The sequence below is a fragment of the Phaeobacter sp. QD34_24 genome, assembly GCF_028890115.1.
GTDB lineage: Bacteria > Pseudomonadota > Alphaproteobacteria > Rhodobacterales > Rhodobacteraceae > Phycobacter.
In genome coordinates this window covers 82739-107977 of record NZ_JARCJD010000004.1, presented here as the reverse complement: position 1 = coordinate 107977, position 25239 = coordinate 82739, and the positions used below count along the sequence as shown (strand labels likewise).

Sequence of the window (25239 nt, the reverse complement as noted above, 5' to 3'; positions counted from 1 at the left end):
CCTCACTCCAGCGGGCGGGCCTCGTCCACCAGCATCACCGGGATGCCACCCCGGATCGGGAAGGCCAGGTTGGCGGGTTTGGAGATCAGCTCCTGCGCCTCGGCGTCATATTCCAGCACCGCATGGGTGACCGGACAGACCAGCGCCTCCAGCATGCGGCGGTCAAAGGCGGGCGGGGTGGTTTGCGCGTCGCTCATTGCAGGGGATCCTCGTGTGAACCGCTTCGCAAAGCGAATTCGATCAGGGTGACTAGGGTTTCCCGCCTTGTGGCAAGACAGGGAGCCTCAAGCAAGGCCTGTTTGTCCTCCGGCTCAAAGTCCAGCAGCATCGACAGGGAGTTGATCAACAGCTCGTCATCAGCCCCTTGTAGCGCGTCCCAATCCGTCGACAGGTTGCGGGCGGCAAAGTAACGCGACAACAGCTCCAGCAGTGCCGCGCGTTCCAGACCGGAATCCGGTTCGGCTCGGCCCAGGTCCGCATCAAAGCCGGACCAGTCCACCCGGCATTTGCGATAGGGGGTGAAGCCCGTGCATTCCTCGCTGATCCGATAGCGCGACACGCCGGACAGGGTGATCAGGTATCGGCCATCCTCGGTTTCCGAGAATTGCGTGATCCGACCAGCGCAGCCGATGCTGTGCAGACCCTCGGCGCCGCCATCCCGCGCCGGACAGGGCTGTACCATGCCGATCAGGCGTGCCGGGGTTTTCAGCGTGTCTTCCAGCATCTGCAGGTAGCGCGGCTCGAAGATATGCAGCGGCAGTTTCGACCGGGGCAGCAGCAGCGCCCCGGGCAAGGGAAAGACAGGCAGTACATCCGGCAGGTCTGCAGAGTTGAACATGATAAGAAGTCTAGCGCGTCAGCCGCGTCAGGCAAATATCATCGAGCTCAATTTCCGTCGTCCGTTCAGCACCACCGGATCGTTGGGCTGCAGCGCATCAAAAATTGTGAAGAGCTGCGTCTTGGCCGCGCCATCGTTCCAGTCGCGATCCCGGCGGAACAGGTCCAAGAGCTCGGCCACGGCACCCTCGGCATCGCCCGCCGCATGCAGCGCCTGGGCCAGGTCGAACCGGGCCGCGTGATCGGCGGGATCCACCTCGACCTTGGCGCGCAATTCGGCCACCGGACCCGCGCTTTGCGCCTGGCGCGCCAGTTCGATCTGGGCGCGGGCCGCTTCGATCTCCGGGGCTGCGGAAATCTCGGCCGGGGCGCCGTTCAGGATGGCCTCAGCCTGATCTAAGTCTTCCAGGGCAATATGCGCCCGCGCAAGTCCGCCATAGGCGGCGGCGTTCTTGTCATCCTCGCCCAGGACGGCGGCAAAGGTCTGCGCCGCATCGGCCACGGCGCCTTCGGCGAGCATCTCTTCGGCGGCCTCAAGGGCAGCGCCCAGACCGCCATCGGCTTCACCGCCGGCAGCCTCGATCACCTTTTTCAGGAAGGCGTCGATCTCGCTGGGCGGCAGCGCACCCTGGAACATGTCGATCGGGCGACCCTGCACAAAGGCCACAACCGTGGGGATCGACTGCAGCGGCAGGCCCTGCTGTGCCAGTGCCTGCGCCAGGCGCTGGTTCTGATCCACATCGATCTTGGCCATTGTGACAGCACCTTTCGCGCGCGTCACCGCCGCCTCCAGCGCCGGGCCGAGCGTCTTGCAGGGGCCGCACCAGGGTGCCCAGAAATCGACGATCACCGGCGCCTGCATCGAGGCTTCGACCACATCCTGCATAAAGGTCGCTTCTGTCACGTCCTTGATCAGGTCACCCGCGGGCGCCGCTGCGCCGCCACCACCGAGAATATCCATCATGCTCTTGTTCTCCGTTTGGAACTTGCCCCCTATATGGATCGCTGCGGTCCAGAAACCAAGAGAGGAGTTCTCAGACCGTCCCGCTCAAGACCGGCGAGCGGGACACTCCCGCGCCCGTAGGCGCCCTGACCGGGCGCCTTTATGCGGCCTTGGGCCGCGCAGCGCGCAAGCGCACTACGGTTGCGCGTCTATCCATGACAGAAGCCAACAGAGCCCCGCCGTGCGCCAGCACGGCGCCCGGCCCAACTGTGGCGGGGCAATCTGTGATTGCTCCAGAACAGGCCGGAGCCCCCCGCCCTGCCGCCAGGTGCTAGAGATCGAAGGTGGCAAAGACCGGCGCATGGTCGCTGGGTTTGTCCCAGCCGCGGGCATCGCGCAGCACCCGGCTGGAATGACCGGCGTTCGAGATATCGCCGGTGGCCCAGATATGATCGAGCCGCCGCCCCTTGTCCGCCGCATCCCAGTCCTTCGCCCGATAGGACCACCAGCTGTAAAGCCGCCCATCCGGGATGTCCTGTCGGGTGATATCGACCCAGCCGCCCGCGTCCTGGGTTTCCGCCAGATGCTCCACCTCGACCGGCGTGTGGCTGACGATCTTCAGAAGCTTCTTGTGATCCCAGACATCATCCTCGCGCGGGGCGATGTTGAGATCGCCCACCAGGATCGATTTCTGCGGCTTGTCGCCATGGAACCAGTCCCGCATACCGGTGAGGTAGTCGAGCTTCTGGCCGAACTTCTCGTTGATCTCGCGGTCGGGCTTATCGCCGCCCGCAGGCACATAGAAATTGTGGATGGTGACGCCATTCTCCAGCCGCCCCGCGATGTGGCGGGCATGACCAAGATCGGCAAAATCTTCGCTGCCGACCTCGGTGATGGGCATCCGCGATAGGATCGCCACACCGTTGTATCCCTTCTGACCCCGCGCCACCATGTGGGTGTAACCAAGCGCGGCAAAGCCCTCCATCGGGATCTTCTCAACCGGGCTTTTGCACTCTTGCAGGCACAGCACATCCGGCGCCTCTTCCTGCAGCAGCTTGAGCACGATCGGCTCGCGCAGGCGGACGGAGTTGATGTTCCAGGTGCAAAGGGTGAAGGGCATCGGCGTCTCTTTCTTGGCAGCGGGGTTGCGGCGTGTCGGCGCCATTCTTGCCCGCTGGCCACACGAGATACCAGAGGTGAATTGGCCAGTGCGCAGCAGCCCGGCCACCAGGCAAAAAAAGACCGGGCACACAGGCCCGGTCCAGTCCAACAGGGAGGTGCATATCGTGACCCGGATATGCGCGGGATAGGGTCGATACCTCACAAAAGGTAAAGGTGACTGTTAGATCTCACTTTGATCTGCGTCAATGCGCTTCCCCTGCGTCAGGGTGTCCCCCTCAAAGGTCAGGTCGCCAGGCGGTAGCCACCGGATTCCGTCACCAGAATCCGCGCGTTCGAGGGATCGGGTTCGATCTTCTGGCGCAGGCGGTAGATATGGGTTTCCAGCGTATGGGTGGTGACGCCGGCGTTGTACCCCCAGACCTCGTGCAGCAGCACATCGCGGGCAACGACGCTGTCGTTGGAGCGATAGAGATACTTCAGGATATTGGTTTCCTTCTCGGTCAGGCGGATCTTGCGGTTGTCCTCGGTCTCCAGGAGCTTCATCGCCGGCTTGAACGTATAGGGGCCAAGGCCGAACACCGCGTCTTCGGACTGTTCATGGGTGCGCAGCTGGGCGCGGATGCGGGCCAGCAGGACCGGGAACTTGAAGGGCTTGGTCACATAGTCATTGGCACCCGCATCAAGGCCGAGGATGGTGTCGGCATCGCTGTCATGGCCGGTCAGCATCAGGATCGGCGCCTTGACGCCCTGCTTGCGCATCAGGCGGCACAGCTCGCGCCCGTCGGTGTCCGGCAGGCCCACATCCAGGATCACCAGATCGTACAAGGCTTCCTTGGCGCGCTCCATCGCGGCCTGGCCGTTCTCGGCCTCGAAGACGTCAAAGTCCTCGGTCATGATCAGCTGCTCGCTCAGCGCCTCGCGCAGATCATCGTCGTCGTCTACCAGCAGTATCTTTTTCAATTGCGCCACGGCACTGTCCTCCTTTGCGTTGGCAAACAGATGCGGTCACCATCGCACAACCACAAGATATGCTTCAGAAGTTTCACGCCCTCGTGTCCCGGATACAGGAATTGTTTCACTTCCGTTGCATTTGGGCCTAGGAAAGGACCGTTACAATGTCACGAACGCCTGGATGGTCGCATGAGCCTGCTGCCCACCACACTTGAACTCTTGGCCCGCGCGCGGGTCGATCTGCGCATGGGGCTGCCCGTGGTGCTGAAGGGCGGCGGCACGGCGGCGCTGGCGATGGCGGTAGAAAGCCTGTCGGCCGACCGGCTGGCAGATCTGCGCGCCCTTGGGCCTGTGTCTCTGGCGCTGACGGCCCGGCGCGCTGAAACCCTGAAGGCGCGCGCCTATGACGGGGATCTGGCCCGGATCGAGGTGCCAGACAAAGCCACGCTGGACTGGATCCAGGCCCTGGCCGATCCCGCGGATGACCTGAACACCCCGATGAAGGGCCCGCTTGCCAGCCTGCGCGCCGGGCCTGCCGATCTGCACCGGCTGGCGATTGCGCTGGTCAAATCGGCGCGACTTCTGCCCGCGGCACTGCTGGTGCCCATTGATCAGGCCGACCGCTTTGCCGCCGAACACGGGCTGACCCGGATTTCGCAAACCGCTGCCGAACCGCTCTTGAGCCAAAGCTCTCCGCTGCACCCGGTGGCCGCCGCCCGCCTGCCGATGGATGCCGCCGAGGCAGGCCGTCTTCACATCTTCCGCCCCGAGGACGGCGGCGAGGAACACTATGCCGTCGAGATCGGCCGCCCGGACCGCAGCAAGCCGGTGCTGGCGCGGTTGCATTCGGCCTGTTTCACCGGCGATGTGCTGGGCTCGCTGAAATGCGATTGCGGCCCGCAATTGCGTGGAGCACTGGCGCAGATGGGCGCAGAGGGCGCGGGCGTGCTATTGTACCTCAACCAGGAGGGGCGCGGCATCGGCCTGGCCAACAAGATGCGCGCCTACAGCCTGCAGGATCAGGGGTTCGACACGGTGGAAGCCAACCATCGGCTGGGGTTCGAGGATGACGAGCGCGATTTCCGGCTGGGTGCCGCCATCCTCAAGGAGATGGGATTCGGTGCGGTGCGCCTGATGACCAACAATCCCGGCAAGATCGCGATGATGGAAAAGACCGGCATCACCGTCGCCGAACGGGTGCCGCTGAAGGTGGGGGAAAACGCCCATAACCGCGCCTACCTTGCCACCAAGGCCGCCAAATCGGGGCATATGCTGTGATCCGCCGCGCAGCCTCGCCCGCCGATCTGGTACTGACACCTAGCGGCGTGCGCTTCATGGGCCGCAGGCTGCCCTGTACCATCGGCAAGGGCGGGCTGACGCCGCACAAACGCGAAGGCGATGGCGCAACCCCCACAGGCATCCATCACATCGTCGGGATGCTCTATCGCCCCGACAGGCTTGCACGGCCGACAGATTGGGCGGTGCCGATCGGCCCCGGCGATCTGTGGTCGGACGACATCATGGACCCAGACTACAACGGGATGGTCCGCGCACCCCACCGGTTTAGCCACGAGCGCCTGCGCCGGGCCGATCCCTTGTATGATCTGGTGCTGATCACCGATTGGAACTGGCCCAATGCGGTCAAGGGGCGCGGATCGGCGATTTTCATCCACCAATGGCGCCGACCCGGATATCCAACCGAAGGCTGTCTGGCCTTCAGTCGCGGCGACCTGCAGTGGATCGCGGGCCGCATCTCCTTGGGCAGCCGGGTGATTATCGAACCCTTCGCGACCTGATTGTCACTCGGGATAATCGTCACTCGGGGTACCGGCGTCGTGCCTTGGCCTGGGCCAGAACCTTGCCGCCGTTGCGCGCGGTTGCGGTCCATTCATAGGTGTGGCTGCCGCCCGGCGGGCAGGGGCTTTTGTAGGTAAAGGTCCCGGCCGGAACCCGCCCATCCGCGGTTATCTTCAGACGCTTGCTGCCGCCGTGGTTATATCCCGGTACATCCAGATCCGTGAGGCGGAACTGCACCGTGGTGGTCCCCGCCGGCAGGTTCTTCAGTTTGAACTCGGGATTGCCGACCTTGTTGGGATTGCCGGTGGTGCACAGGGGAATCTTCCCCCAGGATGAAAAACTGACGGAAAAATCTCCGGCGCTGGCGACCGAGCCGCAGACCGCGATCAAAGCGGCCAACACTACTGCTTTCATTTCAATCTCCTCACCCTTCAATGGCAAGGAGCCTAGCAGAGTTTCAGACCCCGGGTAGAAAAATCAGGCGTAGCCCCGTTCACCGAAGATGGCCGAACCGACCCGCACATGGGTGGCACCCAGGGCGATGGCCGTCTCGAAATCGCTGCTCATCCCCATCGACAGCCCGTCCAGCCCGTTGCGCGCGGCGATCTTGGCCAGAAGCGCGAAATGCAGCGCCGGTTCCTCGTCCACCGGGGGAATGCACATCAACCCCTTGATGGGCAAATCCAGCCCGCGACACTCCGCGATGAAGGCATCGGCATCGGCCGGAAGCACGCCCGCCTTCTGCTCTTCCTCGCCGGTGTTGACCTGGATGAACAGATCCGGGCAGTGACCAATCTCCTGCGCCAACCGCGCAAGGGTGCTTGCCAGCTTGGGACGATCAACCGAGTGGATGCTGTCAAACAGCTCCATCGCCTGCCGAGCCTTGTTGGTCTGCAAAGGGCCGATCAGATGCAGATCGATCCCGTCGAATCGGCTGGCGAAATCGGGCCACTTGCCTGCGGCCTCCTGCACGCGGTTTTCACCGAAACAGCGATGCCCCTGTTCCAGCACCGCCTCGACCCGTTCGTTGGGCTGCACCTTGGAGACGGCGATCAGCTGCACCGATCCCGGCGCGCGGCCTGCGGCCTGCTCCGCCTTTGTGATACGGGTCTTGATCTCTTCCAGGGACATGGGCGGCCTCCGAGTGACGTGAAACGGTATGCGATCTGGCCGCAGAGAAACACTGTTTGCGCCGAAATGTTAAGGGCAAAAGAAAAGGGCGAGCCTGCAAGCAGGCCCGCCCCCAATTTCACGCTAAGCGTGGTTCAGCTTAGAAGCTGAAGTACACACCAGCCTGGAACTGGTTGTCGTCGTCGGCTTCGTCAACGTAACCGGCAACGATGGTGGCGCCGCCACCCAGGTCGTACTGGTAGTTGATGCCGAAGGAGGTGCCATCAGCAGTGTCAGCCGCGGTCACAACACCGGAAACTTCGGTGGAGTTGACCCAGACCAGGATGTTCGACGCTGCGCCGATATCCATGTTGCCTTCCAGAGTCATCGAGTCAGCTGCGTCGGTGGAACCGTAGGCCAGTTTCGCACCGAAGGCACCGAAGTCACCGCCGATAGCAGCAAAGGTGATGTCGTTGGCTGCAACGGAGGAGGACTGCATCGCTGCGGTGACATAGTAGTCGCCGAAGGAGTAGGTGACCATCGCGCCGGTGCGGTCTTCACCGCCAGCGGAACCCAGAACCGCGCCGCCGTTACGCTGCGAGTAGGACAGGTGACCGGTGAAGCCGCCAGCGGAGTACATGACTTCGATGCCGTTCACGCCAACGCCAGCGGAGGAGTACGCATCCCAGTTGAATGCGGTGCCGGTGCGGGACTTGATGACCAGGGAGTGGAAGCCCATGCCGTCGATGCCGGTGCCAGCGGAACGGGTACCGGTGGTGTACAGGCCTTTTGCGTTTTCAACAGCACCGATGATGTTGCCAACGTTCACGGCGATGCCGTTGTAGGTCACACCAAAACGAGCGCCGTTGAATGCGCCGGTGCCTGCAACGCCGTCACGGCTTTCGGCCTGTGCGCGGTAGCGAGCGTTGAAGCCAACACCGGAGTCGGTTTCGGTCGACATGTCGAACTGCAGACGCAGACGGCTGGTGATGTTGGTTTTGGAAACGCCAGCAACGCGCTCGTTTGCGGAGTTGTAGTCCAGACCAAAGCGGCCGTAACCGGACATACGGACGTCTGCTGCAGCCATACCCGCGGTTGCGATCAGCGCGGTGGTTGCGAAGAGAACTTTTTTCATAGTTTTTCCCTCGGTTTTCAATTCACATGCCCAAACCGGGGAATCCGGCGTGGGTATGACAAGGGGTTTCGCTTTTTCCCCCCCGGTTTGGCAAGAGGCGCTCCCGGCCCTCAGATCATTGCCCCCCACGATGGTGCAGCTTTGCCACAGTTCTGTTTACCATCCTTACCAAAGCCCCTTATTACACCGGCCATAAAGGACACAGCTCAATCGCTGTCATGCCGGGCAAAAGAGAGCGCGATACAGGCGGCGGTGCCCAACATGTGCTCTTTGGAATGGAATGCGGCGGGCAGAGCGCTCCCGACGATTCGTCGCCACCCACAACGATAGCCAAAGCCCTTGCCCCGCTTGCCGCCCTTGGGATAGGACTTCCCCAAGTCAAAGGCTCAGGGAGCGGCTATGAAACTGCAGAACATCTTCAAGGTAACCCTGATCGGTGCACTATGCCTGAGCGTTGCGGCCTGTGGCGGGCGCGGCAAGAACCGCCCGGTGAATACCACTGCGCCGTCTGAATTCAACAATGATGTCGATGCCGCTGCCAGCGACAAATCCTCGATCTGGGATGTCTTTGGCGGCAAACCGGATCAAAAGGTGCAGGTGAACCGCTACCTGTGGAACGCCAGCATGGATGTGCTGAGCTTCCTGCCGGTGCAAAGCGTCGATCCCTTCACCGGCGTGATCGTCACCGGATATGGCACGCCTCCGGGCGGCGGGCGCGCCTATCGCGCCACGGTGCATATCAAGGATCCGGCACTGGATGCGCGCTCTCTCAATGTCTCGCTCCACTCCAAGGGCGGCCCGGTCAGCGCCTCTACCACCCGCGCGGTGGAGGATGCGATTCTGTCCCGCGCGCGTCAGCTGCGCATTGCGGATAAGAAGTTCTAACACCGCTCCCCTCTGGAAAGCCGCATCAAACATCAGTATCACCAGCGCCGGGCCCCATCGCCCGGCGTTTTCACTCTCAAAGGACCGCATCCATGTCGCGTTACTCTGCCTCCGAGATCGAAGCAAAATGGCAGGAGGCCTGGGACAAGGCCGGGATCTTCCAGGCCAAACGGACGGCTGACAAGCCGAAGTACTATGTGCTGGAGATGTTCCCCTACCCGTCGGGACGCATCCACATGGGGCATGTGCGCAACTACACCATGGGCGACGTGGTGGCGCGCTACAAGATTTCCACCGGCCACAACGTGCTGCACCCGATGGGATGGGACGCTTTCGGGATGCCCGCGGAAAACGCCGCCATGGCCATCGGCGGCCACCCCAAGGACTGGACCTATAACAACATCGCCGACATGCGCGGCCAAATGAAGCCCCTGGGCCTGTCGATCGACTGGTCCCGCGAATTCGCCACCTGCGACCCCGAATACTACGGCCAGCAGCAGTCCCTGTTCCTTGATTTCCTTGAAAAAGGTCTCGTCTACCGCAAGAACGCCGTGGTCAACTGGGACCCGGTCGACATGACCGTCCTGGCCAATGAACAGGTCGAAAACGGGCGCGGCTGGCGTTCCGGCGCGCTGGTGGAGCGGCGCGAGCTGACCCAGTGGTTCTTCAAGATCTCCGACTACTCCGAGGAACTCTTGGAGGCGCTGGACGGATTGGAGAACTGGCCCGCCAAGGTGCGCCTAATGCAGGAAAACTGGATCGGCAAATCGCGCGGCCTGCAATTCTCGTTTGAGCGCACGGACGGCGGCGAAGCGATCGAGGTCTACACCACCCGCCCCGACACGCTGATGGGCGCCTCCTTCGTGGGCATCTCGCCGGATCACCCGATTGCAAAGCAGCTTGAGGCAGACAGCCCCGAGATGGCCGAGTTCCTCGCCGAATGCCGCAAGGGCGGCACCACCGCCGAGGTGATCGAGACCGCGCCGAAACTGGGCCGCGACACCGGCATCCGTGTGAAACACCCGCTGAACCCCGACTGGGAGCTGCCGGTCTGGATCGCCAACTTCATCCTGATGGATTACGGCACCGGCGCGATCTTTGCCTGCCCGGCGCATGACCAGCGCGACCTCGATTTCTGCCGCAAATACGATCTGCCGGTGACAGATACCTTTGTCGCCCTGGACGATCCGAAACCGGTGGAGAACGAGGCCTTCGTGCCGCCGAAGAGTGAAAAGGTGAAATGGATCAACCATTTCGCCGGTCTGGACGTGGCCACCGGCGAAGAGGCCATCAACACAACCATCGACAAGGCCGAATCTGAGGGCTGGGGCCAAGGCGTCACCAAGTTCCGCCTGCGCGACTGGGGCCTCAGCCGCCAACGCTACTGGGGCTGCCCGATTCCGGTGGTGCATTGCGATGCCTGCGGTGTGGTGCCCGAGAAGAAGGAAAACCTGCCCGTCCGCCTGCCGGATGATGTCAGCTTCGACAAGCCCGGCAACCCGCTGGACCGCCACCCGACCTGGCGCGATTGTGCCTGCCCGAACTGTGGCAAGCCTGCCCAGCGCGAAACCGACACCATGGACACCTTCGTCGATTCCTCCTGGTATTTCGCCCGTTTCACCGCGCCGCGCGCCGAAACGCCGACGGTGATGGAAGAGGCCGAATACTGGATGAACGTGGACCAGTATATCGGCGGTATCGAACACGCGATTCTGCACCTGCTCTATTCGCGCTTCTTTGCCCGCGCGATGCATATCTGCGGCCATCTGCCGGAAACCGCGAAAGAGCCGTTTGATGCGCTCTTTACCCAAGGCATGGTGACCCACGCGATCTACCAGACCAAAAAAGAGGTCTTCCACGAGGGCACCGACCATGAGTCAGATGATCCAAATGATAGGCTGCCTGCTTTCACCAAGACCATCTATCATTACCCCGAAGAGGTAGAGCTGCGCGACGGCAAGGCCTTCCTCAAGGAAACCGGCGCCGAGGTAGAGGTGATTCCCTCTGCCAAGATGTCGAAATCCAAGAACAACGTGGTCGATCCGCTCAGCATCATCTCCGCCTTCGGGGCCGATACCGCGCGCTGGTTCGTGCTGTCCGACAGCCCGCCCGAGCGTGACGTGGAATGGACCGCCGCCGGGGCCGAGGCCGCCTATAAGCACCTCAACCGGGTCTGGAACCTCTCGGTGAAGATCGCCGAGATGGACGCAGGCGAAACAGGCGCGGGTGACGAGGATCTGCTGCGCGAGATGCATAAATGCATCCGCGACGTGACCCTGGGCGTCGAATCCTTCGGCTTCAACGCAGCCATCGCCAAGCTTTACGCCTTCACCAACACGCTGGCGAAATCCAAGGCAGGTGCCACCGCCCAGAAACAGGCGATCCGCACCCTGGCACAGCTGATGTCGCCGATGACCCCGCACCTGGCCGAAGCCGTCTGGGAGGCACAGGGCGGCGAAGGTCTGGTGGCCACCGCCCCCTGGCCCGTCGCAGACGAATCGATGCTGGTCGAGGACAGCGTGACCCTGCCGATCCAGATCAACGGCAAGCGCCGCGGCGAAATCACCGTCGCCAAGGATCTGGACAAGGCGGAGGTTGAAAAAATCGCGCTGGCGCACGAAGCTGTGCAAAAGGCGCTGGATGGCGCCGCTCCGAAGAAGGTGATCGTGGTGCCGGGCCGTATCGTCAATGTCGTTGCCTGATCTGAGGCATATCCTGCTTTTACCGCTGGCCGTGGTCCTTGGACTGTCGGCCTGCGGCTTCACCCCGGTCTATGCGCCGGGGGGCACCGGCGCCGCCCTTCATGGCAAGGTCATCGTGCAGGCGCCCGAGGAGATTCGCGCCGAGAGCGAGGTGGATGCCTATCACCTGGTGCGCAATCTCGAAGAACGTCTGGGACGCGGTGAAAATGCTGCGATAGGCGGCGGCTACCGGCTCGATCTGACGCTCAGCACCCGCAGCGAAGGCCAGGCGATCACCGCCAATAACGCCACCACACGCTATTCCATCGTCGGCACGGCTGGCTTTGTTCTGACCCGGCAATCCGATGGAGCGATTGTCGCCAGCGGCAGCGAGGACGGCTTCACCGGCTATTCCGCCACCGGTTCCACCGTAGAAACCCTGGCCGGGGAACGCGACGCCCACGAGCGCCTGATGCAGATCCTTGCCGACCGGATCATCGCGCGTCTGTTGACGACTGCGGATCTGGCCTCCACCGATACGGTCGAGGGATGAAACTCTCCCCCCGCGACGCAGAGGGCTATTTCGCCAGGCCCGACCCGGACAAGACCGGCCTGCTGATCTATGGTGCCGATGCCATGCGGGTGGCGCTGAAACGGCAACAGATGCTGGCAGCCTTGCTTGGCCCCGGCGCCGAAGAGGAAATGCGCCTGTCGCGCATGCCCGGCTCCGATCTGCGCAAGGATCCCGCGCAGCTGCTCGACGCGGTAAAGGCAGTGGGCTTTTTTCCCGGCACCCGCGCCGTCTTTGTCGAGGACGCCAATGATGCGGCCGCACCGGCGATTCTGGCCGCTTTGGAAGACTGGCAGCCGGGCGATGCGCAAATCGTGGTCACCGCCGGGCAGCTCAAGGCCACATCCAAGCTGCGCAAGGGATTCGAAGGCCACCGCAACGCCTATGCCACCGGCATCTACGACGACCCGCCGTCGCGGGCCGAGATCGAGCGAATCCTGCGCGATGCCGATATCCGCGATGTCCCCGGCGACAGCATGTCGGCGCTGACCGATATCGCCAATGACATAGGCCCCGGCGATTTCTCCCGCATGATCGAGAAACTCGCGCTCTACAAATACGAAGACACCAGCCCCCTCAGCCTTGAGGATATCGAGGCGGTTGCCCCGCAATCCACCGAGGCCGCGCTTGATGATGTGTTGAACGTGGTGGCCGAGGGGCGCAGCGCCGAGATCGGTCCGCTGTTGCGCCGCCTTCAGGCGCAGGGCACCAATGCGGTGACGCTGTGCATCGGGGCGACGCGCCATTTCCGCACGCTTTACACCGTGGCCGCCGATCCGGGTGGCCCGGCGCAGGGCATCGGCCGGATGCGCCCGCCGCTATATGGAAAACGCCGCGACAGGGTGCTGCGGCAGGCGCAAGCCTGGGGGGCGGCGAAACTGCAGACCGCGCTCACAATCCTGACCGACACCGACCTGCAGCTGCGCTCTGCCGGGCAGACGGCACCTGCGCTGGCGCTGATGGAACGGGCGCTCATCCGGCTCGCCATGCTGGGACGGGCGCGCTAGGTCGCAACGTTCCGCCGCTTCTGCCTTGACGCCACGACATCCGCGCGCATCTGATGCGGCCAACACATTAGGGAGAGAGACACATGTACACCGTGATCGGCAAACCGATGACCCGCGCCTTCCGCGTGATCTGGACGCTCGAGGAGCTGGGCCAGCCTTACGAGCTGAACACCGCCGCGCCGCACAGCCCGGACATCCTTGCCGTGAACCCCTCGGGCAAGGTCCCGGCCCTGGTCGAGGATGGCGAGGTGATCACCGATTCCAGCGCCATCATCACCTATCTGGCGGACAAGCACGGTGCGCTCACCGCCCCGGCCGGTACGCTGGCGCGGGCCAAGCAGGACGCCGTGATGCATCAGATCCTGGACGAGATCGACGCGGTTCTGTGGACCGCCGCCCGCCACAGCTTTGCCCTGCCGGAAGAACAGCGCGTGCCCGCAGTAAAGGACAGCCTGCGCTGGGAGTTCGAGCGCAACATCGCCCGGCTGGAGAAGCGCCTGACCGGCCCCTACCTGATGGGAGATGATTTCACCATCGTCGATATCCTCTGTGTGCACTGCCTGAACTGGGCTTTTGGCGCCAAGTTCCCGATCGAAAGCCGCGCCCTCTTGGACTACTCGAAACTGGTGCGCAGCCGCGACGCCTTTCAGCGCACGGCAGCACTGGCCAAATAATCAACGGGCCAAGTATTCAACGGGCCAAGTAATCGACCGCGCCCCGCCCGGCCCAACGCCCGGTGGCTAGGCAGGCGGTCAGCAGGTAGCCCCCGGTGGGCGCCTCCCAATCCAGCATCTCCCCGGCGCAGAACGTGCCGGGGATCGCCTTCAGCATCAGCGCCTCATCCAGCGCCTCCTGGCAGACGCCCCCGGCTGTCGAAATCGCCTCATCCATTGGCCGCAGCCCCTGGTGGCGCACGGGCAGGGCTTTGATCAGCGCCGCCAGGGCTTGCGGATCCTGCGGCAGGGGGCGGGCAAATTCCTGCATGAGAGCGATCTGAACGGGCTGCAGTTTCAACACCTTGCGCAGATGGTTCGACAGGCTCGCCTTGCCGCGCGGACGCTGCAGCCGACGGGAAACCTCATCCACTGTCAGATCGGGCATCAGGTCCAGCGTCAGATCAGCGCCCTCCCGCACCGCCGCGCAGACCGCATAGATCCCACCGCCCTCCAACCCGCGCTCGGAAATCACCGCCTCCCCGCGTGACGACAACGCCCCGGCCCGCAACGCAATACCCTTCAGGGGTGCACCGAAATGCGTTTTCATGTGATCCGACCACGCCACCACCAGCCCGGCATTGGCCGGTTTGAAGGCCTCCAGTTGCACGCCCCGCTCCGCCAGCAAGGGGGCCCAGGCCCCGTCCGAACCCAGCCGCGCCCAACTCGCACCGCCCAGCGCCAGAACCGTCACCTTGGCACTGACCGCCACCGGCCCCTCGGCCGTGTCAAAGGCCAGACCCTCGCCCTGCCAGCCGGTCCAGCGCCAGCGCGTGCGCCGCTCGACACCCAGCCCCTCGAGCCGCTCCAACCAGGCCCGCAACAGCGGCGAGGCCTTCATCTCCTTTGGAAACACCCGCCCCGTGGAGCCGGTGAACAAGTCGCGCCCCAGCCCGCGCGCCCAAGCCTGAACGGCCGCCGCATCAAAGGCCCGCACCATTGGCCCCAGCCAGGCCCGCGCGGCGCCATAGTGTTCGATCAAAGCCTCGAAAGGTTCGTCCTTGGTCAGGTTCAGGCCGGATTTTCCCGCCATCAGCAACTTGCGCGCCACCGAAGGTTTGCCTTCGGCCACCAGCACGGCGTACCCAGCCTGCGCCAGTTCCTCGGCCGCCATCAAGCCCGCAGGCCCGGCGCCGATCACCACAGCATCCCAATGTTCCGGTTTCCCCGCCATGAAACTCCGCTTTCCGCCCCTTGTCCGCGCTTGATCCCGCTGCATCTAATGCACCTGAACGCCAAAGACGAGAGGCCAGGATGTCAGAGCCAGACGCTCCCCCGATCTGCCCCCTGTGCGACCGCCCGATACCGGCGGAGGTCCCGCAAAGCCTGCACCACCTGATCCCGAAACTCAAAGGCGGAAAGGGCGGGCCGACCGTCCTGTTGCACCATATCTGCCACCGGGAGATCCACGCCACCCTGACCGAGGCCGAACTTGCCCGCGACTATGCCACCGTCGAGGCGCTGCGCAGTCACCCCCGCCTTGCCCGCTTCCTCGCCTGGATCCGGAAACGGCCGCCGGGGTTTTCCTCCCGCGTCCCCGGAAAGCGCCGCAATCGGTAGGGCGTACGCTCCGGCTTTGACAGCGGGTCAAGGCTGGCCGCAGGCCACCCTGCGCAGCAGGGGCGCAGCGCCTTGACGCGATGACAAAGTCGATACCCTCGATATGGCCTTCTGAGGCAGATCCTGCCCTCAGAGGGCCTCTCGGCAAAAAGAAAACGCCGCGCGTCAGCGCGACGCTACGCCCAACGGGACGCGGGGCATGTCAATGCCCCAAGGACGGGCGGGAGCCGCCCCTCCCTCTTAACGACACATCTCCAGGATCCCTCGCGCGGTATCGGGCTTGGCGGCCAATGCATCCCCCAGCAACGCACGTGCCTGGCCCATCAAGGCCTCCGGATCCACGATCCGGTCCACCAGCCCCCAGGCGCAGGCCTCCTCCGCCTCGATCTTCTGACCACCGGCCAGGATCATCTTGGTGCGGGCCGGGCCGATCAACGCCACCATCCGCGCCGGGTCCGAGGGCTGCGGCAGGTAGCCAAGCTTCATCACCGGGTAAAAGAACTTCGCCCCCGGCACCGCAAGACGGATGTCACAGGCCAGCACCATCCCGTTGGCGCCGCCTGCCAGCGTGCCGTTTAGCGCCGCGATCTTGAGGCAGGGCAGCGCCGCGATGGCTCCCGAAAGACGTTCCCACAGGGGAGAGGTCGCCAGACCGGCCCGCGCCTCTTCCAGATCAGCCCCGGCGCTGAAGACCTTGCCGGTGCCGGTCAGGATAAAGCCGCGCGCCTCGCTCGCGCGTTCGGCAATCTCGGCCAGCTCGGTCAGCATCTCACCGGTCAGGGAATTGGCCTTGTCGGGGCGGTTGATCGTCACCACCCACAGGCCCTCGTCCGTGATCTCCAGTTCGATCATATCAGCCCGACCCGGCGACGGATCGCCTCGTCGCGCAGGGCGATTTCCTGGCCCAGGAATTCCTCTGCGTCGCTGCCACACATCCACAGGAGGGTGCGGGCCGGCCGTTCGGCGGGAATGTGATCTTCCCAGTTCAATTCGCTCACCGGGTTGATGCCGCTTGCCTTGATCTCGCGCTGCATCTGGGTGGCAACGGTGCCCGGCGACAGGCCCATGGCGCGGATGCCATTGCCGCCTTCCTCCAGGTGCAGAGCGCGGGTCAGCATCGCGGCGCCCGCCTTCGAGGTGCAATAGGCGCTCCAGGCCTCCAGCGGATTATGCGCGGCACCCGAGCTCACCGTGATGATGGTGCCACCGCCCGCCGATTTCATGATCGGCAAGGCCGCGCGGATGCCATAGAAAACGCCCTTGATATTGATGTCGATCAGCTTGCCCCAGGCCGCCGGATCCACATCCTCAAGGCGTGCGATCGGTTCGATCACACCTGCATTGTTGATCAGCACATCAAGGCTGCCAAAGTGGTCATGCGCCTTTTTCAGGGCCGCTGAGACAACCTCTGCATCCGCCACATCGCAGGCACATGCCAGTGCCTTGTCGCCGATCTCCGCCACCAGATCCTGCAGTGCTGCCGCGCTGCGCGCCAATAGGGCAACATTTGCCCCCGCCGCCGCAAATACTCGTGCTGCATCGGCGCCGATCCCCCGGCTCGCCCCGGTGATGACGACTGTCTTGCCCTGCATATCCATGCCCTATCTCTCCAATGCCTGCCGCGCGCAGTCCTGTCGCGCTCCTGTGATGCCTACGTGGTAAACCGCCTAGGGGGAACGGTCCAGCCCCAGGCCCCTTGACGCCGCAGGCAGGCCAGCGGACGATGGGCCAGATTGCTGGCTATGAAAGGTTTCACCCATGTCCGTTTTTCTTTCACGCAGTTGCTGCACCGCTATTGTTCTGATTGCCTCCGCCCAAGGTGCGCTGGCCGATCTCAGCGCCCAGGATGTCTGGAGCGACTGGAAATCCTACATGTCCGGCGTCGGCTACGAGATGACCGCCACCGAGAACCAGTCCGGCAATATGCTGACGGTTTCCGACCTCTCCATGATCGTTCCGATCCCCGACGAAGACGACGTCACCGCCGCGATTACCATGGATGAGATCACATTCACCGAGAACGGCGACGGCACCGTCAGCATCCTGCTGCCGAAGGACTTCCCGATGACCGTCCTCGCCAGCGAGGGGAACGACAAGGTCACGGTCGGCCTTCTCTTCACCCATGACGGCAGCCCGATTATGGTATCGGGCGATCCGAGCAACATGGCCTACGATTATGCCACCAGCCAGATGACCATGACGTTGGACAAGCTGGAAGCCACCGGAGAGGACATCCCGCAGGATGCGATCCGGCTGACCGCAACCCTGTCCGACGTGGTGACCAAGACCACCATGTCCCTGGCAGGCAACCGCACCTATGATCAAAGCTGGACCGCTTCGGCGCTGAGCTACGACCTGGGCTTCAAGGATCCGGGCAGCGAGGATCACCTCTCTGCCGCCGGTGCCATGCAGCAGATCACCACGCATAGCGTCAGCACCCTGCCCTCCGACCTGGGCACCTCCGGCGATTTCTCGGCACTTCTGGCCGCCGGTTTCAGCGCCGTTGCGGACTTTTCCTACACCAGCGGCAACTCCGCCATTTCCTTCAAGGACGGGCGCGACAGTTTCGCCTTTGACAGCACCTCTGGCGGTGGCGCGTTCGATGTCACGATGGATGCCAGCAAACTGTCCTACGGCATCACGCACAAGGACATGGCCTTCAACGTGGCGGGTTCGGAGATCCCCTTCCCGCTGGCGCTGAGCATGGCCGAGGCGGGTTTCAACATCACCATCCCGGTGGCCAAATCCGAAGCGGAACAGGATTTCGCCCTTGGCGTCGCCCTGCGCGACTTTGCAGTGCCGGAGATGCTCTGGGGCATGATCGATCCCTCCGGCGCCCTGCCGCATGATCCTGCAAGCGTGGTGCTGAGCCTCACCGGCAAGGGCAAGGTGCTGTTTGACATCTTCGATCCCGAGGCGATGGAAAAAGTCGAGGACGGCGATATCGCACCGGGTGAATTGAACGCTGTCTCCATCAACGAACTCCTGGTTTCGGCCGCAGGGGCGAAGCTGACCGGGACCGGCGACTTCACCTTCAACAACGAAGACCTGGCCAGCTTTGACGGCCTGCCCGCACCGTCTGGCGAGGCGAACCTCTCCTTGAGCGGCGCCAACAGCCTGGTGGACAAGCTGGTCGGCATGGGTCTGTTGAGCGATGAGGACGCCATGGGCGCGCGCATGATGATGGGCATGCTGGCGGTTCCGGGCGAAGGCGAGGATACGCTGAACTCGAAGATCGAGATCACCGAGGACGGCAAGATCCTGGCCAACGGTCAGCGCCTGAAATAACGCCTCTCTGGGGCAAATCGTCTGAAGGGACCGCCATCGCGCGGTCCCTTTTCCATGCGCAAGGGCACTTCATTTCATCCTCTGCCCTTGCGGCAGGGCACCACTCTGGCTAGCTCTAAGGCAAACCAGAAAAACAAGATGGCCCTTTGCGCATGACCCAATCTCCCGAAACCCTTTGCCATGCCCTGATCGAAGCCGCCCGCAAGGCAGGCGCCGATGCGGCCGATGCGATGGCCGCCGATGGCTCCTCGCTCAGCATTGAGGTCCGCGAGGGCAAGCTGGAGCATGCGGAACGCTCCGAAGGCACGGATCTGGGCCTGCGGGTCTTCATCGGGCAGCGTCAGGCGCAGGTCTCCTCTTCCGACAGCCGCCCCGAAACCATCGCGGCGATGGCCGAACGCGCCGTCGCCATGGCCCGCGAAGCGCCCGAGGACCCCTATGCGGGCCTCGCCGATAAGGATCAGCTGGCGCAGTCCTGGGATCTGGCAGCGCTGGATCTTGTCGATCCGGCGGATGAACCCGCCCCCGCCGCCCTGCAGGACGACGCGCTGGCCGCCGAAGCCGCCTGCCAGGCGATCGAATGGATCACCCAGGTGCAATCAGCTGCGGCCGGCTATGGGCGTCACACGGTCTATCTCGCCACCTCCACCGGGTTTGCCGGGGGTTATACCCGCACCGGGCGCTCGACCTCCTGCACCGGGATCGCGGGCACCGGCACCGGGATGGAGCGCGATTACGACGGTGATTCCCGCACCTACCAAAGCGACCTGCGCAGCCCCGAGGAGATCGGCCGCACCGCAGGTGAGCGCGCCGTGGCCCGGCTGGGCGCCCGCAAGCCCAAGACCGGCAGCTACCCGGTGCTGTTTGACGAGCGGATCTCCTCTTCGCTGATCGGGCACCTGTTGTCGGCGGCCAATGGCGCCGCGATTGCGCGCGGCTCCTCCTGGCTGAAGGATTCGCTGGGCCAGCAGGTGCTGCCCGCCAACCTGTCGGTGATCGAGGATCCGCACCGCCCCCGCATTTCCGGCTCGCGCCCCTTTGATGGCGAAGGTCTGCCCACCCGCCGCCGCGCCATCATCGAGGATGGCGTGCTGACCGGCTGGACGCTGGATCTGGCCTCGGCCCGCAAGCTGGGCATGGAGAGCACCGCAAATGCCGCGCGCGGCATCGGTTCGGTGCCTTCGCCTTCGAACTGGAACATCGCGCTCAGCCAGGGCGCGCAAAGCCGCGCAGATCTGATTGCGGGCATGGGCACCGGTCTGTTGGTGACCTCGCTGATCGGATCGACCATCAACCCCAATACCGGGGATTATTCGCGCGGCGCCTCGGGCTTCTGGGTGGAAAACGGCGAGATCGCCTATCCGGTCAATGAATGCACCATCGCGGGCAACCTCCTTGAGATGCTGCTGCGGATCCAGCCCGCCAATGATGCCCGCAGCCACCTGTCGCGGGTGGTGCCATCGCTGCTGGTCGAGGGGATGACGCTTGCCGGCAACTGAGGATGCGCAACGGAACGCGGTGACGGATCTGGAGCTGCTGATCCGCGCCGCCGAGGCCGCCGGAGAGATCGCCAGCCGCTACAGCGGGCCAGACGCGCGGCGCTGGGACAAGCCCGGCGGCCAGGGTCCGGTGACCGAGGCAGACCTTGCGGTCAATGCCCTTCTGGAAGAGATGCTGCCAGCGGCGCGGCCCGATTATGGCTGGCTGTCCGAGGAAACCGAGGACAATTCCGACCGGTTGCAGCGGGAGAGTGTCTTCATCATCGACCCGATCGATGGCACCCGCGCCTTTGCCGAAGGATCCCGCACCTGGGCGCATTCGCTGGCCATTGCCAAGGCCGGGCGGGTGACCGCCGCCGTCATCTACCTGCCCCAGCGCGAGCGGATATACACGGCCGCCCTTGGCGAAGGTGCCGCGCTGAACGGGCAGGCGATCCGGGCCACCGAGCTGACCGATCTGGCCCAGGCCGATGTGCTGACCGCACGCCCCAATCTGGCAGCACAGCACTGGCGGGACCGCCAGCCCCCGGAGTTCAGCCGCAGCTATCGCCCCTCGCTGGCCTATCGCATGGCCAAGGTCGCCGATGGCCGCGCCGGCGCCATGCTGACCCTGCGCCGCAGCTGGGAATGGGATATCGCCGCGGGCGATCTGATTCTGCGCGAGGCGGGCGGGCAGACCAGCGATCGGTTTGGCAAGGATCTGCGCTTCAACAACCCACGGCCGCAACTGGACGGGGTGGTGGCCGGCCCTCCGGCACTGCATAAAGAGCTGATCGCGGCCCTGGATCCGCAAGGCCCCGGCATCGACAGCTGAGGCGCCCTTTTGATCCGGCAAACCTGTGGTCCGCAAAACATGGAATGGATGACCTGACCCGATGGCCTTGCATGCTCACTCGCACCCGGACCAGCCGTCCCGCCCGGATGGAGAGCTTCTGTGGGTCCATGCAACCACGCCAGAGCGCTATCTGGCGCTTTGCGATCTCGGCACCCGGTTGAAACTGGCGCGCCCTGATCTGGTGGTCCTGGCCACCTGGGAAGCCGATATGATCGTCCCGCCCAACACCGAGGGCTGCGATATCGCGGCAGGGCTGCTGCCGATTGACCAGACAGCGGATGTGCGTGCCTTCCTCGACCATTGGCAGCCGGATTTCTGCATCTGGTCCGGCGGCAGGCTGCGCCGCACCCTGTTGCGACGGATGCGGGAACAAGAGATCGATGCCCTGTTGGTCGACATCACCGAAGAGGAGCTGCCCAGCCGCACCAGCCGCTGGCTGCCCGATCAGCGCAAGCGCATGCTGGAGGGCTTTTCCGCGATCCTGACCCCCGATCCTGCGGTCCGCGTTCAGCTGCTGCGCACCGGGCTGCCGTCACAGAAGGTGCAACTGGCCGGACGGCTGCGGATCTCCACCACGCCGCCGGGCTGCAACGATGACGACCTGGAAGACCTGCACTCTGCCTTTGGCAGCCGCCCGGTCTGGCTGGCCGCCCATGTGCGCCCGGACGAGCTGCCCATGGTGCTGGAGGCCCATCGTATCGCGCTGCGCCTGTTGCATCGGCTGATCCTGGTGCTGTCGCCCGAAGGGGCTGCCACCCTGGGGCAGTTCCGCACCGCGCTCAGGGACAGCGGCTTGCAATTTGCCGATTGGGAGACGGGCGAGGAAACGGATGATTTCACCCAGGTGCTGCTGACCGATGGCGAGGATCTGGGCCTGTGGTATCGCCTGGCTCCGGTCTGCCTGATGGGTGGCAGCCTGTTGCGCGGGCGCGAAGGGCATTCGCCGCTGGATGCCGCCGCACTGGGATCGGCCATCCTGCACGGACCGGGCACGGTGCGCCACCAGGCGATCTACGCGCAGCTGGCCGAGGTCGGCGCCGCCGAATGCGTATATACGACGCAGGAACTGGCCGAGATGGTGCTGCATCTGTCCGCCCCTGACATGGCCGCGGAAATGGCCCTGGCGGGCTGGCAGGCGGTGACCGAAGGAGCAGAGATGACGGATCAACTGATCGAGCATGTGCAGGATCTGCTGGATGCGCAGGAGGATCGCCATGCGGCCACCTGAATTCTGGAACAAGCCTCCGGGCGCCTTCGATCTGCGCGCCACGCTTCTGGCGCCGCTCGGCTGGATCTACGCCGCCGCGACCCGGTCACGCATCGCCAAGGGCACGCCCGAAGCGGTCGGCGTGCCGGTGATCTGCGTCGGCAATCTGAACGCGGGCGGCACCGGCAAGACGCCCACGGTGATCTGGCTGATCGAGGCCTTGCGCGCCATGGGCCATAGCCCCCATGTGGTCAGCCGGGGATATGGCGGCAGCATCACCGGCCCGGAAGAGGTCGATCCCAACCGCCACACCGCCTCGGACTGCGGGGATGAGCCGCTCTTGCTGGCGGCCTTTGCCGATGTCTGGGTGGCCCGCGACCGCGCCGCCGGGGCGCGCGCCGCAGCGGATGCGGGCGCGACGGTGATCCTGCTGGATGACGGGTTCCAGAACCCCGCCCTGGCCAAGGACCTGTCACTGGTGGTGGTGGATGCGGCGCGGGGCTTTGGCAACGGGCGCTGCCTGCCCGCAGGCCCGCTGCGCGAGCCGGTGGCCGAAGGGTTAAGCCGCGCCGATGCGGTGCTCTCCATCGGCGCCCCTGCGGCGCAAGAGCGGTTCTCCCGTTTTTGGGGGGATCAGCTGCAAAGCCTGCCCCATGTCACGGGGCACCTCGCACCCTTGCCCACCGGCATGCCCTGGCAGGGCACCCGCGTTCTGGCCTTTGCCGGCATCGGCTATCCGCAGAAGTTCTTTGACACGCTCAAAGCCCTCGGCGCCGATCTGGTCCGGGCCGAGGCGCTGGACGATCACCAGACCCTGCCCACGGCGCTGCTGACACGGCTCGAGGCCGAAGCCAAGGCGCTGAACGCGCAGCTGGTCACCACCGAAAAGGACGCCGTGCGCCTGCCCGCGAGTTTCCGCTACAAGGTGATCACCCTGCCGGTGCGGCTTGAGATCGAAGAAGCGGACCCTTTGACGGATCTTCTGAAACGGGCCGCTCCACCGCCGCCCTAGCCATGAACAGAAAAACGTCTTGGCCTCCTTTGCGGACGGCGCTCACCTATGGTGCTTGCACCTTTGCTGTCAGGATCTTCAAGCTCGCCGCGCCGAAGCCAATCGCGAATGCACCTTCAAACCAGCGCCGCAGCCGCAAGTAGACAGCTGTCATGGCCTGTGACGAAAAGATCAGTGCATAGCCGTGGAAGACCAGAAAGCTCTGCAAGCCAACGGCGGCAATCACGATGGCCAGCTGGGCTACTTCCGTTCCCGGTGGAATGCCAAGCGAGAAGAGCGAGCCAAAGAACAGAATTGCCTTGGGGTTCGTCAGATGCAGAGCAAGCCCTTTTGCATACAGCGTAGGTTTGCCGCCCGTGAATGACCGCGTTGCTATGTCCTTCTGAGACAAGGCCGATCGCGCCGCCCTATAGGCAAGAAACATCAGATAGGCCGCGCCGAAGTAACGGATCATCTCAAAAACCCATGCGTTTGCGAGCATAACCGCCCCAAGCCCCAGAGCAGCGGCGATCGACCACATCAGCGAGCCGGTTGTGATCCCGGATGCAAGCGCCAGGCCTGACGTGCGGCCTGATGCCATCGAGGTGCCAGCAAGGGCAAGGGTTGCAGGACCGGGGCTGACCGATGCAACAAATGCAGCGAGGAGTATGAGCGGGAGGTTCACTTCTAAAGGCATTTTATGTCCTGACTGAAATTCCCTATCAGCTTTGGACAACTGCAGAAAAACGTCAAGCTGGCCTCAAAACGGAGCAACAGGATCTGCGGACATGACCAAATAAAAACCCGGCCACCGGGGCCGGGTTTTCATGTCGTGTCTCTGGAACCGATCAGCCGTCCAGTTCGGCGTCGATCAGCGCCTTGAAGTCGGCATAGGACTGGTTGTCCACCTTCTTGCCGTTCAGCACGAAAGAGGGCGTCGCGGTCACGTCATGCTCTTCGGCGTTCTCCTGATACCAGGTCACCAGGGTCTGGGCCTTGGTGCCGTCCTGCAGGCAGGCCTCCAGCTGGTCCTTTTCGAGGCCAGCCAAAAGGCCAATCTTGCGCAGGGCATCGATGATCTCGGTCGCGCCGCCAGCGCGCGCCCAGTCGGACTGCTGCTCAAAGATCAGGTCGGTCATGCCAAAGAATTTCTCAGGCCCCGCGCAGCGCGCGATCATCGAAGCCCAGAGACCATAACGGTCGAAATAGACCTCGCGGTAGATGAACTTCACCTTGCCGGTGTCGATGTAATCCGCCTTCAGCTGCTTATAGGGGCCAGAGTGGAAGTTGGCGCAATGCGGGCAGGTGTAGGAGGCATATTCGATCAGCGTCACCGGCGCATCCTCGGCGCCCTGCACCATCTCGACGATGGTCGAGGTATCGACCTCACCCTCCTGCGCATAAGCCGCCCCGATCAGCGGATTTTCGGGCAGCCGGTTTTGGCCATTCAGGCCAGAGATGGCATAGGCGCCAGCGGCCACGGCCACCACGGCAAAGACACCAGACATAAGACGGGTCATTCATACCCCTTTCGCATTGTTTTCTGTTTTGTAAGCACATTGCGCCCCAGCCGTTCCAGCGCGGCGCGCAGCCCTTCATCACCGACACCTTCGGCCACATGGGCGGCTTCGGCAACCGCCTCTGGGTCGGGCTGAACCGGGGCGGCCTGTTTCGGCGCATATTTGAACGAGACCTGTCCTTCGGAAAACCCGATCGGCGCGGTCTGGGTGATCAGCACCTTGGAAATCGCGTTGTAGCCATAGACCGCGTTCACCTTTTCCCGCAGCCGCTCCTTTTGCATCTCCAGCATCGGCGCATTGGAGCCGGTGGTCAGCACCGTCAGCGAGGCGCCAAAGGAGCTGCGCCCGTAGCCAACCTTGACGGGCCGCGCCATGGCGGCCAGATCGGTGCCGACGATCTCTTCCCAATGGGTCAGTAGACGCGACACCGCAAAGCCCCGGCTTTCGCCAGCCTTGCGGATCTGGTCGTTCAAAAGCTTGGAGGTCCGTGCGAATCCGCGTGTGCTGCTGCGTCTGACTGACATGACTGTGGTTTTGCGTGACTGTGCGCCCTATTGTAAAGGGTCCGTTTGCCGGGGCCAGCAAAA

At 64.0% G+C, this 25239-nt stretch carries 27 protein-coding genes; 13 read left to right on the top strand and 14 right to left on the bottom strand.

Annotated features, from left to right (window positions below; all coding sequences use genetic code 11):
- Positions 1-2: 2 nt before the first annotated feature.
- The 5 genes from PXK07_RS04430 to PXK07_RS04410 all read right to left on the bottom strand — a co-directional run bounded on the left by PXK07_RS04430 (position 3) and on the right by PXK07_RS04410 (position 3871).
- Positions 3-197: a Trm112 family protein gene (locus PXK07_RS04430; protein WP_274846984.1), complete on the bottom strand. Its 195-nt coding sequence runs from the start codon at positions 195-197 to the stop codon at positions 3-5.
- The gene (locus tag PXK07_RS04425; RefSeq protein WP_274846983.1) at positions 194-838 is read right to left on the bottom strand and encodes an LON peptidase substrate-binding domain-containing protein; all 645 of its coding nucleotides are present in this window, start codon (positions 836-838) and stop codon (positions 194-196) included. Before PXK07_RS04425 ends, PXK07_RS04430 begins: the two co-directional genes overlap by 4 nt.
- A gap of 27 nt (positions 839-865) precedes the next feature.
- Positions 866-1801 (bottom strand): tetratricopeptide repeat protein, encoded by a 936-nt coding sequence (locus PXK07_RS04420; RefSeq protein WP_274846982.1) that lies wholly within the window; start codon positions 1799-1801, stop codon positions 866-868.
- A gap of 310 nt (positions 1802-2111) precedes the next feature.
- Positions 2112-2900 carry an exodeoxyribonuclease III gene (locus tag PXK07_RS04415; protein ID WP_274847095.1) on the bottom strand — a complete coding sequence of 263 codons (789 nt, stop codon included), beginning with the start codon at positions 2898-2900 and terminating at the stop codon, positions 2112-2114.
- Positions 2901-3184: 284 nt separating this feature from the next.
- The gene (locus PXK07_RS04410) at positions 3185-3871 is read right to left on the bottom strand and encodes a response regulator transcription factor (protein WP_274846981.1); all 687 of its coding nucleotides are present in this window, start codon (positions 3869-3871) and stop codon (positions 3185-3187) included.
- A 171-nt stretch (positions 3872-4042) separates the two neighbouring features.
- Between PXK07_RS04410 and ribA the strand changes: the two genes are divergently transcribed.
- Both ribA and PXK07_RS04400 read left to right on the top strand, forming a co-directional pair.
- A complete protein-coding gene (gene ribA / locus PXK07_RS04405) occupies positions 4043-5131 on the top strand; it encodes a GTP cyclohydrolase II (protein ID WP_274846980.1) in 1089 nt (362 codons plus the stop codon).
- Between the two features lie 56 nt (positions 5132-5187).
- Positions 5188-5649, top strand: coding sequence for a L,D-transpeptidase family protein (locus PXK07_RS04400; protein ID WP_274847094.1), 462 nt, complete (start codon positions 5188-5190; stop codon positions 5647-5649).
- Positions 5650-5668: 19 nt separating this feature from the next.
- On the opposite strand, the gene PXK07_RS04395 is transcribed toward PXK07_RS04400, so the two are convergent.
- The 3 genes from PXK07_RS04395 to PXK07_RS04385 form a co-directional block, all read right to left on the bottom strand.
- Complete coding sequence (locus PXK07_RS04395) at positions 5669-6064, bottom strand: hypothetical protein (RefSeq protein ID WP_274846979.1); 396 nt, start codon at positions 6062-6064, stop codon at positions 5669-5671.
- A gap of 63 nt (positions 6065-6127) precedes the next feature.
- The gene (locus tag PXK07_RS04390; protein WP_274846978.1) at positions 6128-6781 is read right to left on the bottom strand and encodes a YggS family pyridoxal phosphate-dependent enzyme; all 654 of its coding nucleotides are present in this window, start codon (positions 6779-6781) and stop codon (positions 6128-6130) included.
- A 139-nt stretch (positions 6782-6920) separates the two neighbouring features.
- The gene (locus PXK07_RS04385; RefSeq protein ID WP_274846977.1) at positions 6921-7895 is read right to left on the bottom strand and encodes a porin; all 975 of its coding nucleotides are present in this window, start codon (positions 7893-7895) and stop codon (positions 6921-6923) included.
- Between the two features lie 399 nt (positions 7896-8294).
- On the opposite strand from PXK07_RS04385, the gene PXK07_RS04380 reads away from it, so the two are divergent.
- From PXK07_RS04380 to PXK07_RS04360, 5 genes are all read left to right on the top strand, one after another.
- On the top strand, positions 8295-8780 hold the full coding sequence (locus PXK07_RS04380; RefSeq protein ID WP_274846976.1) for a DUF3576 domain-containing protein: 486 nt from the start codon (positions 8295-8297) through the stop codon (positions 8778-8780).
- Between the two features lie 92 nt (positions 8781-8872).
- The gene (leuS, locus tag PXK07_RS04375; protein WP_274846975.1) at positions 8873-11482 is read left to right on the top strand and encodes a leucine--tRNA ligase; all 2610 of its coding nucleotides are present in this window, start codon (positions 8873-8875) and stop codon (positions 11480-11482) included.
- Entirely contained in the window at positions 11469-12014 is a 546-nt protein-coding gene (gene lptE / locus PXK07_RS04370) for an LPS assembly lipoprotein LptE (RefSeq protein ID WP_274846974.1), read from the top strand. Before leuS ends, lptE begins: the two co-directional genes overlap by 14 nt.
- A complete protein-coding gene (gene holA / locus PXK07_RS04365) occupies positions 12011-13039 on the top strand; it encodes a DNA polymerase III subunit delta (protein ID WP_274846973.1) in 1029 nt (342 codons plus the stop codon). The genes lptE and holA overlap by 4 nt, the downstream gene beginning before the upstream one ends.
- An 83-nt stretch (positions 13040-13122) precedes the next feature.
- Positions 13123-13713: a glutathione S-transferase family protein gene (locus PXK07_RS04360; RefSeq protein ID WP_274846972.1), complete on the top strand. Its 591-nt coding sequence runs from the start codon at positions 13123-13125 to the stop codon at positions 13711-13713.
- 16 nt (positions 13714-13729) lie between these two features.
- Here the strand turns inward: PXK07_RS04360 and PXK07_RS04355 are convergent, their stop codons facing one another.
- Positions 13730-14926, bottom strand: a complete 1197-nt coding sequence (locus PXK07_RS04355; RefSeq protein WP_274846971.1) for a TIGR03862 family flavoprotein — start codon at positions 14924-14926, stop codon at positions 13730-13732.
- Between the two features lie 80 nt (positions 14927-15006).
- On the opposite strand from PXK07_RS04355, the gene PXK07_RS04350 reads away from it, so the two are divergent.
- Entirely contained in the window at positions 15007-15312 is a 306-nt protein-coding gene (locus tag PXK07_RS04350; protein ID WP_274846970.1) for an HNH endonuclease, read from the top strand.
- A 240-nt stretch (positions 15313-15552) separates the two neighbouring features.
- Here PXK07_RS04350 and PXK07_RS04345 read toward each other — a convergent pair whose 3' ends face one another.
- Positions 15553-16164: an enoyl-CoA hydratase/isomerase family protein gene (locus PXK07_RS04345; protein ID WP_274846969.1), complete on the bottom strand. Its 612-nt coding sequence runs from the start codon at positions 16162-16164 to the stop codon at positions 15553-15555.
- Complete coding sequence (locus PXK07_RS04340; protein WP_274846968.1) at positions 16161-16910, bottom strand: SDR family oxidoreductase; 750 nt, start codon at positions 16908-16910, stop codon at positions 16161-16163. The genes PXK07_RS04345 and PXK07_RS04340 overlap by 4 nt, the downstream gene beginning before the upstream one ends.
- Positions 16911-17070: 160 nt before the next feature.
- Between PXK07_RS04340 and PXK07_RS04335 the strand changes: the two genes are divergently transcribed.
- The 5 genes from PXK07_RS04335 to lpxK all read left to right on the top strand — a co-directional run bounded on the left by PXK07_RS04335 (position 17071) and on the right by lpxK (position 23153).
- Positions 17071-18600 (top strand): DUF2125 domain-containing protein, encoded by a 1530-nt coding sequence (locus tag PXK07_RS04335; RefSeq protein ID WP_274846967.1) that lies wholly within the window; start codon positions 17071-17073, stop codon positions 18598-18600.
- A gap of 152 nt (positions 18601-18752) precedes the next feature.
- A complete protein-coding gene (locus PXK07_RS04330; protein WP_274846966.1) occupies positions 18753-20099 on the top strand; it encodes a TldD/PmbA family protein in 1347 nt (448 codons plus the stop codon).
- Complete coding sequence (locus PXK07_RS04325) at positions 20086-20913, top strand: inositol monophosphatase family protein (RefSeq protein WP_274846965.1); 828 nt, start codon at positions 20086-20088, stop codon at positions 20911-20913. The genes PXK07_RS04330 and PXK07_RS04325 overlap by 14 nt, the downstream gene beginning before the upstream one ends.
- A gap of 61 nt (positions 20914-20974) precedes the next feature.
- Entirely contained in the window at positions 20975-22162 is a 1188-nt protein-coding gene (locus PXK07_RS04320; protein ID WP_274846964.1) for a 3-deoxy-D-manno-octulosonic acid transferase, read from the top strand.
- Entirely contained in the window at positions 22149-23153 is a 1005-nt protein-coding gene (gene lpxK, locus PXK07_RS04315; RefSeq protein ID WP_274846963.1) for a tetraacyldisaccharide 4'-kinase, read from the top strand. The genes PXK07_RS04320 and lpxK overlap by 14 nt, the downstream gene beginning before the upstream one ends.
- 46 nt (positions 23154-23199) lie before the next feature.
- Here the strand turns inward: lpxK and PXK07_RS04310 are convergent, their stop codons facing one another.
- From PXK07_RS04310 to PXK07_RS04300, 3 genes are all read right to left on the bottom strand, one after another.
- Complete coding sequence (locus tag PXK07_RS04310; RefSeq protein ID WP_274846962.1) at positions 23200-23829, bottom strand: LysE family translocator; 630 nt, start codon at positions 23827-23829, stop codon at positions 23200-23202.
- 151 nt (positions 23830-23980) lie between these two features.
- Positions 23981-24652, bottom strand: a complete 672-nt coding sequence (locus tag PXK07_RS04305; protein WP_274846961.1) for a DsbA family protein — start codon at positions 24650-24652, stop codon at positions 23981-23983.
- Positions 24649-25176 carry a DUF721 domain-containing protein gene (locus PXK07_RS04300; protein WP_274846960.1) on the bottom strand — a complete coding sequence of 176 codons (528 nt, stop codon included), beginning with the start codon at positions 25174-25176 and terminating at the stop codon, positions 24649-24651. The genes PXK07_RS04305 and PXK07_RS04300 overlap by 4 nt, the downstream gene beginning before the upstream one ends.
- Between the last annotated feature and the right edge of the window lie 63 nt (positions 25177-25239).